The organism is Streptomyces sp. NPDC001828 (genome assembly GCF_042892175.1).
Lineage (GTDB): Bacteria > Actinomycetota > Actinomycetes > Streptomycetales > Streptomycetaceae > Streptomyces.
This window is the reverse complement of the sequence record NZ_JBIATV010000004.1, coordinates 402490-419600: the sequence shown is the minus strand read 5'-3', so window position 1 is coordinate 419600 and position 17111 is coordinate 402490. Positions and strand designations below refer to the sequence as shown.

The 17111-nt window shown below is 68.0% G+C and carries 15 protein-coding genes and 1 pseudogene; 5 read left to right on the top strand and 11 right to left on the bottom strand.

Going from position 1 to position 17111, the window contains the following annotated elements; all coding sequences use genetic code 11:
* Positions 1–26: 26 nt before the first annotated feature.
* The 3 genes from ACFYZA_RS16140 to ACFYZA_RS16130 all read right to left on the bottom strand — a co-directional run bounded on the left by ACFYZA_RS16140 (position 27) and on the right by ACFYZA_RS16130 (position 3803).
* Entirely contained in the window at positions 27–647 is a 621-nt protein-coding gene (locus tag ACFYZA_RS16140) for a hypothetical protein (RefSeq protein WP_388490930.1), read from the bottom strand.
* A gap of 154 nt (positions 648–801) precedes the next feature.
* Positions 802–1716: a DUF4331 family protein gene (locus ACFYZA_RS16135; RefSeq protein ID WP_382585471.1), complete on the bottom strand. Its 915-nt coding sequence runs from the start codon at positions 1714–1716 to the stop codon at positions 802–804.
* A gap of 512 nt (positions 1717–2228) precedes the next feature.
* Positions 2229–3803 (bottom strand): hypothetical protein, encoded by a 1575-nt coding sequence (locus ACFYZA_RS16130; protein WP_388490927.1) that lies wholly within the window; start codon positions 3801–3803, stop codon positions 2229–2231.
* Positions 3804–4261: 458 nt separating this feature from the next.
* Between ACFYZA_RS16130 and ACFYZA_RS16125 the strand changes: the two genes are divergently transcribed.
* Both ACFYZA_RS16125 and ACFYZA_RS16120 read left to right on the top strand, forming a co-directional pair.
* The gene (locus tag ACFYZA_RS16125) at positions 4262–4726 is read left to right on the top strand and encodes a hypothetical protein (protein ID WP_388490925.1); all 465 of its coding nucleotides are present in this window, start codon (positions 4262–4264) and stop codon (positions 4724–4726) included.
* A 233-nt stretch (positions 4727–4959) separates the two neighbouring features.
* Positions 4960–5322, top strand: a complete 363-nt coding sequence (locus ACFYZA_RS16120) for a hypothetical protein (RefSeq protein WP_388490923.1) — start codon at positions 4960–4962, stop codon at positions 5320–5322.
* 313 nt (positions 5323–5635) lie between these two features.
* On the opposite strand, the gene ACFYZA_RS16115 is transcribed toward ACFYZA_RS16120, so the two are convergent.
* Positions 5636–5929: a hypothetical protein gene (locus ACFYZA_RS16115; protein WP_382585460.1), complete on the bottom strand. Its 294-nt coding sequence runs from the start codon at positions 5927–5929 to the stop codon at positions 5636–5638.
* A 270-nt stretch (positions 5930–6199) separates the two neighbouring features.
* On the opposite strand from ACFYZA_RS16115, the gene ACFYZA_RS16110 reads away from it, so the two are divergent.
* Both ACFYZA_RS16110 and ACFYZA_RS16105 read left to right on the top strand, forming a co-directional pair.
* Positions 6200–6457 (top strand): hypothetical protein, encoded by a 258-nt coding sequence (locus ACFYZA_RS16110; RefSeq protein ID WP_382585456.1) that lies wholly within the window; start codon positions 6200–6202, stop codon positions 6455–6457.
* Positions 6458–6698: 241 nt separating this feature from the next.
* The gene (locus tag ACFYZA_RS16105) at positions 6699–7142 is read left to right on the top strand and encodes a hypothetical protein (protein WP_382585452.1); all 444 of its coding nucleotides are present in this window, start codon (positions 6699–6701) and stop codon (positions 7140–7142) included.
* A gap of 251 nt (positions 7143–7393) precedes the next feature.
* On the opposite strand, the gene ACFYZA_RS16100 is transcribed toward ACFYZA_RS16105, so the two are convergent.
* The 3 genes from ACFYZA_RS16100 to ACFYZA_RS16090 form a co-directional block, all read right to left on the bottom strand.
* Entirely contained in the window at positions 7394–8638 is a 1245-nt protein-coding gene (locus tag ACFYZA_RS16100; protein ID WP_388490921.1) for an esterase/lipase family protein, read from the bottom strand.
* A 117-nt stretch (positions 8639–8755) separates the two neighbouring features.
* On the bottom strand, positions 8756–10216 hold the full coding sequence (locus ACFYZA_RS16095) for a sphingomyelin phosphodiesterase (protein ID WP_388490918.1): 1461 nt from the start codon (positions 10214–10216) through the stop codon (positions 8756–8758).
* Positions 10217–10297: 81 nt separating this feature from the next.
* Positions 10298–11581, bottom strand: coding sequence for a phosphatidylinositol-specific phospholipase C (locus tag ACFYZA_RS16090; RefSeq protein ID WP_388490917.1), 1284 nt, complete (start codon positions 11579–11581; stop codon positions 10298–10300).
* A gap of 676 nt (positions 11582–12257) precedes the next feature.
* Between ACFYZA_RS16090 and ACFYZA_RS16085 the strand changes: the two are divergent.
* Positions 12258–12791 (top strand): annotated as a pseudogene (locus ACFYZA_RS16085) (aminoglycoside phosphotransferase family protein); the annotation flags it as partial.
* Between the two features lie 167 nt (positions 12792–12958).
* Here the strand turns inward: ACFYZA_RS16085 and ACFYZA_RS16080 are convergent.
* The 4 genes from ACFYZA_RS16080 to gntA all read right to left on the bottom strand — a co-directional run bounded on the left by ACFYZA_RS16080 (position 12959) and on the right by gntA (position 16928).
* A complete protein-coding gene (locus ACFYZA_RS16080) occupies positions 12959–14062 on the bottom strand; it encodes an FAD-dependent monooxygenase (protein ID WP_388490914.1) in 1104 nt (367 codons plus the stop codon).
* A 470-nt stretch (positions 14063–14532) separates the two neighbouring features.
* Positions 14533–15204, bottom strand: a complete 672-nt coding sequence (locus ACFYZA_RS16075; protein ID WP_388490911.1) for a DUF4097 family beta strand repeat-containing protein — start codon at positions 15202–15204, stop codon at positions 14533–14535.
* 324 nt (positions 15205–15528) lie between these two features.
* Positions 15529–16218 carry an MOSC domain-containing protein gene (locus tag ACFYZA_RS16070; RefSeq protein WP_388491020.1) on the bottom strand — a complete coding sequence of 230 codons (690 nt, stop codon included), beginning with the start codon at positions 16216–16218 and terminating at the stop codon, positions 15529–15531.
* Positions 16219–16220: 2 nt separating this feature from the next.
* Positions 16221–16928, bottom strand: a complete 708-nt coding sequence (gntA, locus tag ACFYZA_RS16065; protein ID WP_388490909.1) for a guanitoxin biosynthesis heme-dependent pre-guanitoxin N-hydroxylase GntA — start codon at positions 16926–16928, stop codon at positions 16221–16223.
* Between the last annotated feature and the right edge of the window lie 183 nt (positions 16929–17111).

Genomic DNA, 17111 nt, shown 5'->3' with positions numbered 1-17111 from the left:
AACAACGTCGTTGGTCCGCGCGGACCTCAGGAGCGGAACCCGACGACTCCGTGGCCGGGCCGGGCCTGCGCGTACCGCATCCAGTCGAGGCACTCCGTGACAGCCTCCAACACCTCCGGCTCCAGGGGCGGGGCCTGTCCCGACGCATCGATCGCGCGCTGGGCGGTCTCGAACTGCTCCAACGCGCGGGCGATGTGATCCGGCGTCCACTCGCCGTATCCGGGCATGAAGGTGTGCGGCAGCGGCGCGGGCGGGCCGCCGTGGCTGAAGGCTTCCACGGACACGGCGGTGATGCCCAGGGCCTTGAGCCCTTGGTCGACGACCGCCAGCCAGGCGCCCCGGTGCGGGGTGAAGTTGCTATTGGGCAGGAACGAGCCCGTGAGCGAGCACAGCCTCCGATAGGCGTAGCCGTACTGGAAGGCGTACTGCGCGGCTTCGCTGAACGGGCCGCCGTGAACGACCGCGCTCAACGCCTCGTACGCCGTGGGGGCGCCCCTTTCGATCTCGTCACTGAAGTAGTCGTCGTCGCGCGCCATGTCGTCGCCGTAGTTGTCGCGGATCACCTCCAGCAACGTGTCGTCGCCGGATCCGACCAGGGCACGGGTGGCAGCCACGTCGAGCAGGTAGACGCTCAGTGAAGAACTCATGGGATGAACCTATGGGACGCCACTGACAATCCAGCCGGCCCGCCGCGGCCGGATAACGCCAAGTTGCTTGCAGACAAGGGTAGTTGCGGACATTGAGAACAGTTGAGGCCCTTGGCGGAGTCGGCACGGCGGTGCTGGGTTCGGGTCGTCCTCGCTAGTGGGGAGCCCCCAGGAAGGGGAACTCCGTGCGAAGGTCGGTGTGAGGCCGCAGCCCGTCGTGGGGCACGGCGCCGTTGCTCAGCTGGGCGATCCCCAAGTTGATGACGTCGTCCGTGAGGTTACGGCCGTTGGGGAACCCCTGGGAACTCGTGTAGTCGTACGCCACAAGGTCGGGGAGCAGGCTCTCCGCGAGAGCGACAGCCCGGTCCCTGGGGTGACCCGCGTGCTCGAAGACGTGAGTGAACTTGTCGAGGAAGCCCTCGCGATCGTGAGACGGCTCCTGCTGGTTCCAGACTCGTTTGTCGTCGTCGTCCTGGTTGAAGTTGTTGTCGATCCCGGGCCGCCCGGCCCGGTCGCCCTGGACCATTCGGCCGTCGTGCGGAACCAGGACTCTGGCCCAGACACCCACCTTCGGGTTGGGGCCGAGCACACTGTTCGGGACTTCCAGCACGATGCCGAACACGTTCTTGTCGGCGAAGAAGTCCTCGCCGGTCCACTGGAACTTGTTGCTCGCGCCGACAGGGTCGGCGAAGAACGGGTCGCTGCGGAGCCCCGCGAAGAACCTGAAGTCACCGGCCGAGGTGATCTGCGGCTCGGAGCCGAAGGTCACGGGTGCGTCGCGAAGGATCGTGTCCCCCGCGTCGAGGGCGGCCGAAGCCTCCCGGCCGGTCGCCAGTTGCAGCCTCGCGGTCTGCGTGTGCTCCCGCACGGGTGAGAAGCGGATGCGGAGGGCAATGTCGGTGACCGCGTCGCCGTCGGTGTCCACGCCGAGTTCGTAGACCGACTCGTGGTCGACGGCGTCGTCGGTGATCGGTGAGGTCGGATTGATGTTGAGCACCAGGATCGTCCTGCTCGCGTCGCCCGGTTTCTGAAATACGTAGAGGTCGGTGATGTGGCTTCTGGGATCCATGCTCGTGGGGCTGATGCCCAGGCCAGAGACGTGGTGTGCCATGTCGCGACTCCCATCAGGTGGCGGTACGGACCGAGTTGCGCGGTGGTACGGCGGAGCCTTGCCGAATCGTCACGGGAGTACAGCGCCTTGGGCATCACACTCCCACCCCGACCTACGCGGAGGTCGTCGCATCCCTCATGGCTTGAGGAACGTCGAGAGCAACGATCTACCTGTCGCCAAGCGGCTGTATATCCGTCATCCGGCGTATACGCGGTGCTAGGAACTCCCCCCGTCCGGCCCCTGTCTCGACCTCGTTCAGCGTCAGCGAGTGGACGTCTGCCACTGACGTGTCCGAGGCATCGCTGGTGTGCCCCACAACGGACTGAACCTGCCCGGCCACTCCCCCACACGTCCCCCAACACCGCTACAGCGAACGGCACTTGGATCGGGATCGGGCGATGGACGAATCACGGTGTCCCCCCGCCGGACCACGGGCAGGGGGACACGCGGTCGAGACCGTACGGGTCAGATCACTTGCAGGTGACGATTCCGACGGCGAGGCCGCCGAGGGCGCCGGGCATCGCTCCGGCGCCGCCCGCCTCGATGGTGCCGAAGAATCCGCCGATGATCCCTGTGGCCATCTTCTGGCCGATGCAGGCCATTCTGGAGTCCTTGTCCTTGTCCTTGTCGTCGGCCGCAACGGAACGCATCCCGAGAGCCGCCTTCGCCGCGAGGGCCGGCTTCGAGGCCCCGACGCCGACCGGCGCGGGCTCCCCCGCGCCGACGGCGAAGGTCGGCGGGGTCACGGTGCCGTCGATGGTGGTTCCGGTGACGCCGTCGATGGTCTGGGTGACCTTGTTTCCGTCGACGGTCACGCTGAACGTGTGGGTGGTGCCGTCGGTGGCCTTGACCGTGCCGGGCAGGATCGTCGCGATCGGGCTGCCGTCGGTGTCGTCGATGGCCCGCACGCCGCCCTTGTAGGCGGTCAGATGCGCCCCTTTCGGCATGTCCACCGTGCTCGTGGTGGTCTTCGCCAGTGCGGCCGGCTTCACGTCCTGGTCGGTGGTACCGGTGCCCGTGTCCGGCCCGGTGGCGCTGGTGTGTGCCACGTACATCGTCGATCCGGCCGTCGAGTTGATGACGGGCACGGTCACGGTCGCGTCAGCGGTCCACGGCTGGTTGTCGGTGTTGAAGGTCCACGTGCCGGTGACCTTCTTGCCGACTGCCGCGAAGTCGACCCACCCGTAATTCTTGGACGGCACGTCGATCGCGATGCCGTTCACGGTGGTCGAGTCCGAGGTGTAGGTCTGCGTCGCGGTGAGCTGGCTGCTGATCATCGCCTGGACCGGGACGGAGACACCGACCGAGGTCGAGAGGCCCGCGGAGAACGACTGTGCCCAGCCGGAGTGGTAGATCGTGGTGAAGACCTGCTTCATGGTGCCGCTGGTGTCGTTGAACCAGACCGACGAGGCGGGCTGACGGGGCAGGACCTCGGGCTGGCCCTCGGACTTCTCGGTCCACGAGCAGGTGGAGGTCTTCTTCGAGCACAGGTCGGCGTAGTAGTCGAGGCCGAGCTGCCTCGCCTCGGCGGCCTTCGACGCCGGGACCGTCCACTCCTGGCTCGCGCTGCCGTTGCATATGTTGGGCTGGGCGAGGATGCCCCACAGGTGGAGCCCACCCCGGTTGTCCATGCAGTACTCGGTACCGCTGGAGTCGTCGCGCCGGGCGATCCCGAACGTGTTGGGCTTGCCGTCGACCGGACGGAAGTGCCACTCCTCGCCCGGCTTGCCGCACGACTGCTGGGTGGCGGGCTGAGAGGCGTACACGCACTTCCCGGAGGAGGTGCTGGCCATGTTGAACGTGCCGGGGTCGTTGAGCTTGATCAGCCGCCAGTTCTTGAAGTTGGTGCCGTCAGGTGTGACGGAGATCTGGTTTCCGTCACCGGTACCCGTCGCGTTGAGTGTTCCGTCGCTGTTGGTGAACGTGTAGTCATCGGCCGCGGCGGCTGCGGGAGTCGCGGTCACGGCGAGGACGGGTAAGACGAGGGTCAGGGCGATGGCCGGCGCGGTGAGAAGTCTCGCGGCTCTGTTCATGGTTGAGTTCACGCTCGTTTCGTATGGCAAGAATGTGCTGTTTCTGTGGTGATCTTGTTGCGCTCGGTGAGCGTAGGTCGGGAAATGCCGGAATAACGGATTCCTGACGGAACTCGCCTTAGTGATCTAGGACACCTCGCTCGCCGATGGGAGAGGTCCCGGTGCCGATGGGAGAGGTCCCTGTTTTGATGTGAAGTCCCGTACGAGCGCGCCGAGATGGGCATGGTGGCTGCCCGCCGGATGAGCCGCCGGATGAGCCGCCGGAAGAGCGGACACATGTTGTGCTCGTCGGGGGCTTTCGCCGGTTATTTCCTGCCTTGCGATGTCGGCGCCTTCAGGTCAAAGAGGGCATATGAACCCGCCACTCACGTACGGAGCGGCTTCTTCCGGTGTCTCGGTGGTGCCAGAGTGCGGCTGCGGCGCCCGGTCGGGCACCGCTGGATGTACTGCCTGACTCAAGGAGTTCGCTCGTGAGGAAGAGAGTCATCACCCTTCTCGCAACTGCCACGCTCACCGCCCTGGCATTCACCGGCCAGGCCAACGCCGCACCCGCCCAACACGTTGCGGCGGCTGCCCCCGGTTCGGTGACGACGCTGGGGCCCCAGGCCAACCAGACGCGCTACGCACCGTTCACCCTGAACCGCAACCAGTCCGTGAGTTCCAACACGGCGCGGCTGGTCATGCAGACGGACGGCAACCTGGTCGTCTACGACGAGTTCAACCGGGCGCGCTGGGCTTCGAACACGGTCGGCCAGGGCTGGACGGCCCGGTTCCAGACGGACGGCAACTTCGTCGTCTACACCGCCTCCAACAGGGCCGTCTGGGCTTCCAACACCAACGGCCACCCGGGCTCGCGACTGGTCATTCAGGACGACGGCAACGTCGTCATCTACGACGGCAGCCAGGCCATTTGGGCCACCGGCACCAACCACTGAACCACCACGGCCACAGCACAGCCCGCGTATCGCACGACGGCGGCCGGGCCCCCACGGGCCCGGCCCCATCCAGGGGCTGTCGAGGTGAGAGACGCCCACGCACGACGACCAGTCGGGGGGTGCCCGAACTCCCTTCGACCGCCCAGGATGTGTGATGATCCGGAAGCCGGACCAGCCTGTGGATCTTTCAGGGGCGGGACCCGTCCGGCCCAGTACCCCGGGGGAGATCCAGAGTGACCGGCAGTGCCCAGCAGACACCCGTTCCGACCGCTGTAGCCCGCAACATTCCGGCCCGAGTTGCCGGCTGGTCGGCCGCGTTGGGTGTCAGCCTGATCATTGCGATCTTCCTGACGCCGATGTTCTGGCTGATGTACGGCGGGTTCTACACGTTCTTCATGGCTGTGTTCGGCATCGTGGCCATCTTGACGGGCCACATCGGGCGCAGCTGGGGCAAGCGCCTGGGCGGCCGTGACCGCGGCCTGGCCCTGCTCGCCATCGTGACGGGATGGCTGCTGTTGTTCTGTGTCCTGCTCATCACTCTCGCGTACGGCGGGTTGATCATCGGGCTCACCGCCGTGTTCGGGGCTGTGAGTTGAGCGTTGTGGCGACGGGCGTGACTGCGCCACTCAAGGCCTCGTGACGACATGACGCGGCCCCGCCACTCGTCTCGGGGTTGAGGAGGCGGGGCCGCCTTACGAGGCCGGATGGGGGGCGTCCGACCGCGAAGTATCGATCTTGTGCCCGTTGAGAACCGGGGCATGCATGACCTGTCGGACGAATCCGTGATCAGTCGGGCGGGCGCCCTGTCAGCCGAGTCGCTCATGCCGCCCGACGGTCTGCCAGGCCACGCACGAGGTGGCGCGCGCCGAGAAGCACCTCCCCCTGCGGGGCGCACCCAGGAGGAAGCCTTCAGGCCGTACGGGAGAGTCTCTTCAGCACGTCCTGAGCCCGCTCACCCTCACGTACACCGTCCACGACGGCCTGGTGATAGGCGCGGCTGTCCTCCTCGGAGTGGCAGGGGACGGGACTCCCGACGAGGGTGTACCAGTCGGTCGCGCCGGAGTACTGGACGGCGAGGTGTGCCTCGTGCTCCGACCATGTGGTGTGAATGGTGAGGTCTCCCTGCATCTGGCCGAACCCCTCGGCCTGTACGACGCCGGGAAGCACATGGATGCCCACCGTGGTCCAGGATGCCCAGGTCATAGTGTTTCCCCTACTTCGGAGGAGTTCCGGGCGAAGCCGGACCCGACGCCTCAAGTCTGGCCTCTGACGACGCACTGCCCGCTCTGGGACACACCGGCCCGCCGATGCGAGGGTCATCACGCGACGCTCGGCAACACTCCCCCGGCACCCGGTCTTTGCCCTCGGCTACGCGATTGGGTGATCGGCTGCCCGCGTCGGCGCGTGCAGTACCGGATGAGCGTCACGTCTGCGTTAACTCAGGGGACATCCCCCACTCCGAGAGGAACTCTCATGAAGAGCATGCTGGCCCGCGTTCTGGTCACTTCCACCGTCGCGCTCGCCATGGCGGGTCTGGCCGCCCCTGCCTACGCCGACGTCGCCGTTGGCGGACGGTACGAGGGCGTCGCCACGGCTGACGAGCCGTTCGTCGCCGGACACTGGGCCGGGTTCGCCGAGACCACCCACGTCCACACCGCGGGCAGCGGCCACCAGTGGGCCACCGACCACTCCGCCGGCGGCGGCGAGAGTGGCATCGTCGTCATCGGCTGAGCTCGGCCCTATCCGTTCGGCGTGGCCCGGTCCCGTCTTGTGGTGGGCCGGGCGGCCGCCTTGATCCTGCGATGTTGCAGTGCGGTGCCCGTTTGAATCCCATCGGGGTCGGCGGGTCATTCGGCGCGGGAGGCTCTGCCCCCTGAGCCCGGCTATGCCCCCGGTCCCACCCCGGCCGATGGGGCGTCCCTTCGTGCCCGCCAACGGCCGCTCCCCCATCCAAGCGTCAAGGAGCAGAACGATGACCCGCGTTGCCCGAGCCGTCTCCCTCACGTTGGCGACCACCACGATGGTCACGACCGCCTTCGCCGCCACGACGGCGACCGCACCTGCCGCGATGGCTGCGGGCATCACCTGCGTCGGCAGCTCGTTCTCCGCGACCCTGAACATCAACATGGCCGTCTGCAACAGCGGTTACACCGTGACCATGCAGGACAACGGTGACCTCGTCCTGCGACGTTCCAACGGCAGCGCCTGCTGGGCGAGCGGCACCCGCGCCCCGGACGCCTCGGCCACCTACAACATGACCTTGGCCGGACCGCCCTACATCCAGATCAACAGCGTCTCCCGGGGGAAGATCGGCAGGGTCATGGGCGCGCACAACTACGCCCACATGGGCACCAGCGCGAGCGTCAACAACAAGGGTGAGTTCTGGGTCGGTTACAAGAAGGTCGGCTGGTGCTGACCACGCGACACCTGCCCAGCAACTCCGCTTCAGCATCGCCGAGTTCGGGGCACTGATGTGAAGGTGGGACGCCCACACTGCGGGGAGGTTGCCGGACCGCAGTCGGGGCGCGGGTCGCCGGAATGCCCGGGCCGCATCGCCGTCCGCTGTCCGGCGCCCGTATCGCGGCTTCGGGGACTTCGTCGGCGCACGCCGGAACCCGGCACACGCGGGGGCGGCGTGTGCCGGGGCGGCCGGGTGATCGGGCGGGGTTACTTGCGTTCGACGGTGTAGAAGACCTCCGCCTTGCCGTACCGGCCCTGGACGACCTTGGAGTGCCGGCCCGGGCCGTCGTGGCGGACGTCCCACACGATGCTGCCGTTCACCTCCACGTCGTCGGGGTCGACCACGCTGCCGTAGTCCTCGTCCACGACCATCACGTCGATGCCGCAGCGGCCGTTGGTGCAGTCCGTCCATGTACCGCGATTGAACCCGCTGTTGGGGACGTTCAGCCACTCGTGTCCCGAGTCGTCGGTGTCGCCGCGGTCGTTGCGCCAGTACACGTTGGACAGGTTGGCGGACCCACCGCCCGCGGAGTTGACGCGGATGTACCCGAACCGGTCGGCGTTCCCCTTCACTCCGCCGTCGCCCGTCTCGTCGAACATGCGGACCTTGTCGATCTTCAGACGGTAGTCGCTGCCGCCCTCGCCGCCGTCCGCGAGGAGTTCGTACACCTTCTTCTGGACCTCGGAGTCCTGGGGGAATCCGGGGTGCGACGGGCAGTGGCCCGCGAAGTCCTGGTCGGTGTTGGTCACCTTGTAGTTGATGGCCCCGCCGAGGCTGGTGGAGTCGAAGTCCTCCTTGTCCATCATGACCGCCGAGTCGAGCGGGACCCCGCCCATGCCCTCGTCGCAGCCGCTGCGGAAGGTGGCGTACCGGGTGGGCCCGCCGCCCGTCTCGCCCCACCAGTCGTACTGCTTGTTGTTGTTGGCCTTGCGCAGCGCGTCGCTGGAGGGCTCCAGATCCCACACGAACTTCTTCCAGAACGCGCCGGCCGCGTCGCCCCACCAGTACGCCGCCATGGTGCCGTGGTTGGGTCCGGCCAATGAGATCCAGTTGACCACGTTCGCCGCGTCGCCCGCGTGGTCGGTCATCCAGTAGCGGGATATCACGCTCCCCAGCGAGTGCGCGACGATGTCGAACTTCTTCCCCTTCACCTCCTTCTGGATGAACGCGTCGAAGTCCTTGGAGACGTCGGCGACCCGGGAGCCGTAGTTGGTGTCGTAGCTGAACCGGTGGATCTGGCCGTCCGTGTAGCCCTGTCGCTTCAGCATGTCGACCATGCTGTTCCACGCGCCCGGGCCGTCGTTCATCCCGTGCACGAGCACGATGTCCCGTGGCCCTTGGGACGCGGCCGATGCTGTCGCCGCCGGGAGGAAGGACGCGGCCACGGCCGTGACGGCGACCAGCGTGGAGTATCGGCGCGCGGCCCTGGAGATCGAATCGCTGCGGCGCATGGAGTTGGCCCTTTCAGGAGGTGGGAGCTGAGGAGTCGGGAGGAGCTGAGGAGACAGGGACGAGGAGAGCAGGGCGAGCGGGAAGGGGACAAGGGGGAGAGTCAACACCCTTCAAAATCAAGCGCGTTCGACGGTGTACGTGATCTCTGCGGCTCCGTAGGGGCCGGTCACGGTGGTGGTGTGGGTGCCGGAGGTGTCCTTGGCCGCGTCCCAGGAGATCGTCTGGTCGACCAGCACGTCGTCCCCGACTCCGTCGTTGTCGACGATGTGGGCGCGCAGGCTGAAGCGGCCGTCACCGCTGGTCAGGTAGTCATGGGCGACCGATGGCAGGTCGTAGGGGAACTTCTTGTCGTCCAAGGAGCGGTTCCGGGCGACGGACCAGACGTAGTGCCCGTTGACCGTCACGTCGCCGTAGAGGTCGTCGCCGGTCCCGTCCTGTTCGTCGCCCTTGGTCATCCGTACGTTGTCGACCCGGAGTTTCCAGGGCTGCCCGGTCTGCTCGGGGAACCGGCCCGAGGCGGCGAGGGCGTAGTGGTCGCTGAGGTCGCGCACCTGGTCCTTGACGAAGATTCCGCCCGGCCCGGTACGGCCCTCCACGGTGATCGCGGAGCCGGCGCGGGGCCGGACGACCTCGCCGGCCCAGTCCTTGAGCTGTGCGTGACCCTGCCGCTGAAGGGCGAAGTCGAGGTCCTCGGGCGGGTCGTCGGGGTAGCGGATCTTGGCCAACTCGTTGTTCTTAGGATCGAACGAGTGGGGTTCGCCGCCGCGTCGGCCGTCGGTGGCATGCAGTCGCCCGAGCATGTCGCCGTACTCGGGTGTGGCCCGGTCCACGTTGAAGTCACCTGCCAGCAGCACCGGTTCGGTGGCGCCGACCTCGTTGCGCTGCTCCTTGCCGGCCAGGAACCGGTCGATCTCCTCGAACTGCGTGGCGCGTACGTCGGCGGCGTCCTTGCGGGTGCCGCAACCGCTGTCGGTGGCCTGGGGGTGGGTGCCCACGAGGTGGAAGACGTGTCCACCCTTGTTGATTTTGGCGTACGCGAAACCCTTCTGCGCGTGTTTGTCGGCCGCGCACCCCTTCGCGAACACCTGCTGCTCGGCGACTTCGATGGGGTGGCGGCTGACGACGGCCACTCCCCCGTTCTCCAGACCGCCACCGTTGATGTGCTCGGCGTCCCAGTCGCGTCCGTGGGTGCCGTCCCACTTCGACGCGCCGACGACTCGGGTCTGGTAGCGGTACCCCTTTTCATAGAGCCCGTTGAGGAGTTGTTTCGAGGTGTCCACGTTGAACAGTTCCTCCAGGACCACCACGTCCTGGCCGTCGAGGAAACCGTTGTCGAGCATCGCCCGGACCCGGGCCTGGTTGTTGAACTGGCTGTTGTCCAGGGTCATCCACTTGGACAGCAGCATGGTGTTGTAGTTGACCACCCGCAGTGTGTCCGGTGATGCCTGTGTCTGGGTGTCCGTGGCCGGTTGCTCGGGTGCGGCGGCCGCCGGGCCGGCGGCGCCGAGTGCCGCGACCAACGTGGTGAACGCGGTGAATGCGACGGCGGCGTGCCGCGGCGAACGGAGTGACTTCATCGTGCGTCCTTGAGAGTTGCCGGTGAGGCAGGGGCTGGCGGTTGGGATGTGCGGCATGCGGGCGGGAGTCGGTCTCACGGGTCAGCCGACGCGGTAGGTGATGGCCACTTGGCCGTCGTCCTCGCCGTACAGGGTGCGGGTGAAGCGTCCGGTCCCCTCCGCGGGCTTCCACTCGATCCGCCCCTGTGCGACCTGGTCGTCGCCGCTGCTGGCGTCGTAGTCCCACAGGTCGACGTCGATGGTGAAGCCGTCGGTGGACCCGACGACGGGGTCGACGAGCGTGAACTCGCCCCGCGAGCCGGGGAAGACGGCCCGGCTGCCGGCCCGGCTGCTGCGGTCCCAGATCTTCTTCGACCCCGTCGAGCCGCTGAGCGTGATGGTGCCGTAGACGGCGGGATCGGTCGTTCCGTCGTCGAAGCCGAGGAGTTCGGCCTTCTCGATCGTCAGGGTGCGGGTGGTGTGGTCGGGGACGAAGAGGTTCCACTGGATGAGGCGCCAGGTGAGGTTGCCCGCCTCGTCCGCGTAGTCCATCGGGACGATGCCCAGACACCCGCCCGGGGTGCGACGGGACCGCTCCGTCAGGTCCTTGTCGACTTCGGGCAGCACGTCCACGGCGATCTGGTGGGGTGTGCGCACCGGCACCTTGCTGTAGCCGCTGAGGTGGTTGACGTACAGGGTGTGTCCGCCGCTGTCACCCTGTGCGGTGTCGAAGTGGCCGCGCACCGCCTTGAGTTTGTTGTCGACGGGGTACAGGGACGACAGGTCGTACTCGTCCTGGATGCTGAGGGCGCCGCTCCCCCAATCGGTTCCCGGAAGCCCGCTGACATTGCCCAGAAGAATGATTTTTCCTCTCGCCCTGCCGAGCGTGGGAATACCCTCGACGTGGAAGATCGGATACTTCCGCCGGATCTCGTCGAACCGTACGACGAATCCGGAGTCGGTGCCGTCGTCACCCTCGTCGTCATTGTGGTACTCGTGCTTGAGCCGCATGAAGACCGTCTCGCTCGGGTTGGCCGCCAGGAAGTCGCGGCAGTCCCGGACACAGTCCTCGAAACTCGCATGCTGATAGACCTGCCCGTGGTGGATCAGCAGGGAATTCTTGTAGTTGCGGCACCGGATGTCCAGGTAGCGTATTCCGTCGCGCAGTTGGGCCGCGATCGTGTACGAGTCGTTCTGGCACTGGGCGAATCCTGCCGAGAGGCCCGGGTAGCGGGCCCCTGATTCATGGGTGCCGGGGATCGTGATGCGCTGCATGGGCGTGTCGTCGGCGATGGCGGACATCCAGGTGCTGCGCGTGATCGAGCCGCCCGCAGCAAGCCGGCCCGGAGGCGCGGCCGCCCTGGCCGACGCCGGTATGCCGCTCACGCCGATGGCAGCTCCTGCGGCGACGGTGGCCGACCTCAGGAGGAAGGCTCGTCGATCCATCATGTGTCCTCTCTCTGGTCCTTTCGACCGGTGCCTGATCCACCGAAAGGACGAGAAAAACGCAGGGATAAAGGAGAATTGCGGTCGGACAGCCGACCGGGTGCCGAATGTCGTCAACACAACAGCGGTCTCCGGGAACCTCCCTGACGGGGCGTCTGTTCCTGTGAGACAGCAGCAACATAAGGGCGTTGTGCAGACAACTCAAGCGAGTGGGCAACAACAGCCCATGAAAAGTGACATGTGTTGCCCCACCACCCCAAGGCCCAGTAAAGGTTCGCGCATTGAAGAGCCCGAAAGGCACACACGCTCGGGACCTACGGCCATTTTCCCCGGGACAACTTACTGTCCGCACATGGCACTTCGGCAGTGCCGCCTCGGCCGGGTTCCGCCGCTTCCCGGCCAAGTGCGTGGTGCGGGGCTGCAATTCTGGGCCGGTTGGTTGTGCCGGGGCGCTTGTGGGGCCGAATTCAAATACCCCGGGCCGGCCCATCCGTGCCTCCGGCAGCCATGGCGGGCCCCAGTCAGCTGATGCCCCTTCAGTCAGCTCTCATCGCAGCGTGCTTGGGGTTCAGCGGGACGGGCGGGGGCGGGTCAGGGTGAGGCGCCGAGTGGCGGGATGGCGAACGCGGGAGGGGTCTTCCGTCGCGGTTCCCTGGTGGAGCGCCCGGCGCCGCCTACTGCGCGGGCCCTGCACACCCACCTCCGCGCACTCAAGGAGCACGGCTTCGACGCGGCTCCGACCCCGCTCCAGCTCAGCGAGGACGGCCGCGAGCAGCTGACCTACATCCTCGGCGATGTCGCCCTGCCGCCGTTTCCACGCTGGGCGATGGCGGAGACCGCTCTGAGTTCGGTGGGAAGCCCGCTGCGACGACTGCACGACGCCGGCGCGGCCATCCCCGTGGACATCCGCGCCGCGTGGCCCCGGGCACTGGCCGACCCGGAGGGCGGGACGATGCTGTGTCACAACGACGTGTGCCTGGAAAATGTCGTCTTCCGCGACGGTCGAGCCACGGCCCTGATCGATTTCGACCTCGCGGCACCAGGGCTACCGCTGTGGGACTAGCCATGACCGCCCGCTACTGGGTTCCCCATGCTGGATCCCGAGTCTGCCGCAGCCCTCTACCCGGCCGGGCTGGACGTCGCGGGACGACGCCTGGGCCGATCGCCTCGCTGCGCGGGCCGACGTCCCGACCTCGCTGAGCGATGAGCCGGCCCCCGCGACTCCCGGACAGCAGTCCGGGAGGCCGGGCACCTGGTGCGGCAGCGGGCTCCTCGGCCCGGGAGTGTCACCCGTGACGCGGAAGTACCCCAGGTGGCTTACGGAAACTCGTGCAGCGGGGCGTGGTTGGCCTTGAACATCCGCTCTCCCACCCGGCGCAGGGTGAAGTTGCGCAGCGGGGTGGGGAGGTTGCGGGCCTTGTCCCGGCGGTGGTTCTGGGCCAGCACCCAGGCGACGCGTTCGGTACGCCGGGCCTGGAAGGCTTCGAGGGCGGTGGGGACGTCCGGCTCGGCAACCAGAGTGTCGGCGAGGACCCAGGCGTCTTCGAGCGCCATCGCGCCGCCTTGGGCCATGCTCGGGGAGCAGGCATGGGCGGCATCGCCGATCAGGACCGCGTGCGGACGGGTCCAGGCCGTGTTCTCGCTCTCGTGCAGCGCGGCGAAGTGCGCACCGTCACCCTGTTCCAGGAGGGCGGCCACCGGACCGCCGAAGTCGGCGAACAGCGTGCGCCAGTCGCCGCCCGGAGGGGTGGGAACGGAGCTGTTGATGTCGGCGTAGCAGTACACGCGGCCGCCGCCGAGTTGCACCGTCAGAAACGTCCGGCCCCGGTCGCCCAGGCGCGCGGTCCAGTCGGTGAGTCCCGGGATCGCGGTGTCGTCGGCGATGAAGCGCCAGCAGAGCTGGCCCAGGAAGCGTGGCTCAGGGCCGCCGAACAGGGAGCGCCGGACGGCGGAGTTGATGCCGTCGCCTCCCACCACCAGGTCGTAGGTGCTGCTGGTGCCGTCGGAGAAGGTCACGGTCCCGTCGTCGGTCACGGCGCGCACTTCGATGCCGTACCGGACGGCGGTGCCGTCGACGGCGTCGCGCAGCACCGTGTGCAGCTCGCCCCGGGTCATCGCCAGGCACGGGCCGACGTCACCCCAGATCCGGTCCACCGCGAACTCGCTCAGCACCCGCCCCCGGTGGTCGTGCAACCGCTGCCGCGTCACCGGCGCGGCGTACTTGGCCACCTCGTCCCCCACGCCGATGGCCTCAAGGGCTCGCACGGCGTTCGCCGGAAGGTACAGACCGGCACCGAGGTCCGGTGCGCCATCGGCGCGGCGCTCGACGACATCCACCGCCAGTCCGCGCTCCAGCAGAACCTTGGCCAGCGCCAGACCGGCGATGCCCGCTCCCACGATCAAAATTCGAGATGTCTTCACAGTCGTTCCTTACAGAGCAAAAATGCGCGACGACGCCAACGGGCCGCCTGAGCCGCACGGATTCCGGACCCTGGACACGCGTTCCGGCGGGCGGACATCCGGGGCAGCACACGCTACAGACCGGCGTTCACCGCGCGGCGAATGCCCCCATGGCCGACAGCGAAGAGAGGCGTTCGGCGTCCGGGGTTCCAGGATCGGCCGTATGGATCACGATGCGCAGCCCGGTGTCACCGAGTGGTGCGGGGGCCGGCGACCTCCCCCGCGCTGTTGATGGCCTGGCCCGTGGGCGTCGTGCGCGGCAGGGGGATGCCCGGGCCGATGCCGGGCTGATCCCGCTGCCGCGGCTCTGTAGGAGGCCGTCCTAACACCGGCCTTCTGGTGGGGAGTTGGGCCCTGATGAGCGCGGGCCAGCCGCCGACGGTGTTGTTTTCTCAAGCCTCCACACCTTGACGCCATTGGCTGCCTCCCCTCTACAGGCTGCGGGCGGTGATGTCGCCGCTGGAGGTGGTGGCGTGGATGTTCAGGACGGCCGCGCCGCCTTCGGTGTTGGTCAGCGCGTTGTGGATACGGCCGTGGGAGGTGCCCGCGTCCAGCGTGGCGGAGACACCATGAGCGGCGCCGACCGTGATCCTCCCCGACTCGGTACGCAGCGTCAGGGTGCCGTGCCGGGCCTCGGCGATGTGGATGTCACCCGAGGCGACCTGGATGTCACTGTCCCCGGCCAGACGGCCCACCGAGACGTCCGCGGCATGGACGGTCAGCCGCAGACCCGCGCTCTCCTCCACCTCGACCGTGCCCTGCCCACCGTCGAAACCGACCTCACCCAGACGACCGGCCGTGCGAAGCTCGGCCGCACCCGACTTCCCCTCGACACGCGACCCCGCCGGCAGCTCGATCCGCACATCGAGGCAACCCGAAGCCCCGAAGTACTGACTCCCGGCCGGCCCCGCCCCGACCCGCAGGACGCCATTGTCGTAGGCGACCACGGCCCGCTCCGCGGCCTTCACATCCCGGCCCTTCGAAGCATCGGCGGGCTCGATGACGACGGTGGTCAACTCCCGCTCGGCGGCGACGATCCGAATACGCCCGGCCGGCACGTCCAGGACGGCGACGATCGGAGCGGTGGTGACGAACTTCTGCATGATGACTGAACTCCCGCGACTCGTAGGCCTCACCGCGGCGACTGTCCGCCGCGTTGGAGAACACACTGCGCCCAGCCGGTTTCAACACAGCCTTACCGCGGTTTCAGCCGACTTCAGCCAAGCCCGCGCCCGGCACGCTGGATCGAAGTGAATTGCTGTTGGCGGTAGTTGAGGGGACTGCGCGAGGCTGCCGGGTGGTGTGGCCCGGCAGCCCTGTCCGCGCGCTCGTCACCGGTTTCCGGTTTCGCGTCGGCGGCCTGGCCGGCCGAGGAGCACCGGGCGGCTGCTCCCGGCTGCCGGAGAGGAGGGTGCCGGCGCGCGGGCCTAGCGACTGTTACGGATGGCGTATTTGGCGGTGTAGTGCTGGGCGATCTCCAGTTGTTCGCGTTCCATCCAGGGGGCCGCCACGAGTACGTCGGGCAGGTTCGCGCGTTCGGTGGTCACCGCGCGGAACAGGCGGGTGACGGTCACGTCGTGGGCCGGGCGGTGCATGACGGTGAGCCCGTCGCCCGCGCGGATGTCGCCCGCCTCGATGACGCGGAGCATCGCTCCGGGGGACGCGGCCCGGGTGAATCGGCGTACCCAGCCCTTCTCGCCGAGCCAGCCGGCGAAGGTGCGGCAGGGGATGCGGCCACCGGTCACCTCGAGGACGGCGTCGGGGCCGACCCGCCACCGTTCCCCGATCAGCGCGTGGCGCAGATCGATGCCGAGGGTGGTCAGGTTCTCGCCGAACGATCCGTTGGCCAAGGGCCGGTTCAGCTCCCGTTGCCAGTCGTCCAGGTCCTCCCGGGCGAAGGCGTACACGGCACGGTCGGCGCCGCCGTGAAAGCGCAGGTCGCACACGGCGTCACCGCTCACTCCGCTGCCCCCGACGCCGGGTGGCCCCGCCGGGGCCACCCGGACCGGTCCGTCCACCGGCTGCTTGTCGATTCCCGTCGCGCCGCCGGGGGCGTCCGTGTAGGGCACCGCGCGGGCCCGGCCGGCGTTGACGCTGAGGACGGAGGCGTGCGGGATTTTCACGCCTCGGGCTGCGGTGCGGCCGGCTTCGACGCCTCGGCCGATCCGTCCCGGGGCGCGAAGGGGCACTGCCACCGCGCGTCCGTGCGCATCCCCGAGTACTGGCGCACCTCGGAGGACTCGCCGAATTCGGCGAGATTGGGGTTGATGGAGTTTTGCAGACGGGTTTCGCGCTCACGGATGCGGCGCTGTAGGCCTCCGTACACGCCGTTGTCCACCAGCCTGCGGAACTGGTGGTGGGAGTTGAAGGCCATCGCGGGGAACGGGAAGCGCCGGGTGATCCTCGACGCGTTCTCGTGCAGGCCGACGACGAAGAACGGGTGCCCGGCCACGCTGAAGCCGAACTTCGGGGAGTCCGGATCCGAGTCCGCGCCCTCCGCCCAGGCGTAGCCGCGGTCCGCGTCGAAGGCGTGCAGGTCGGTCAGTTGGCTCCACAGTCGTGCGTGGAACTCGCGCTCCGGGAGCCCGAGCGGGCCCTCGAAGACGGCGACGATCGTCGCGAAGTTCTGGTCGGGGTTGAGATCGTGCTCGACGAACTCGGCCAGAGCGCCGTGCAGTTCGGCCGTCGCGCTCTCGGTACCCATGACCCCTACGTGGACTTGGCGCAGGCTTTCGCGGCGCAGTGCGGACTTCGCGCCCAGGCAGGAGAACTCCTCGCTCTCGATCCAGGCCGCCAGTTGCTGCTCGCGGACGGGCATGACTGTCATGACTCTCTCCTCCGGCGAATCGGCTGTCGCGTGCTGTCGTGTCTCTGTCCGGGCGGTGCTGCTGCCGGGCGGTGCTGCTGTGCGTTGACCCGGGCGTGTGGGTACGCGGCTGTCGTCTGCGGCCCGGCTGTCGCACAGCCGGGCCGCTCGCCCTGTTCGATCGCTGGTACCTCATTCACCGTG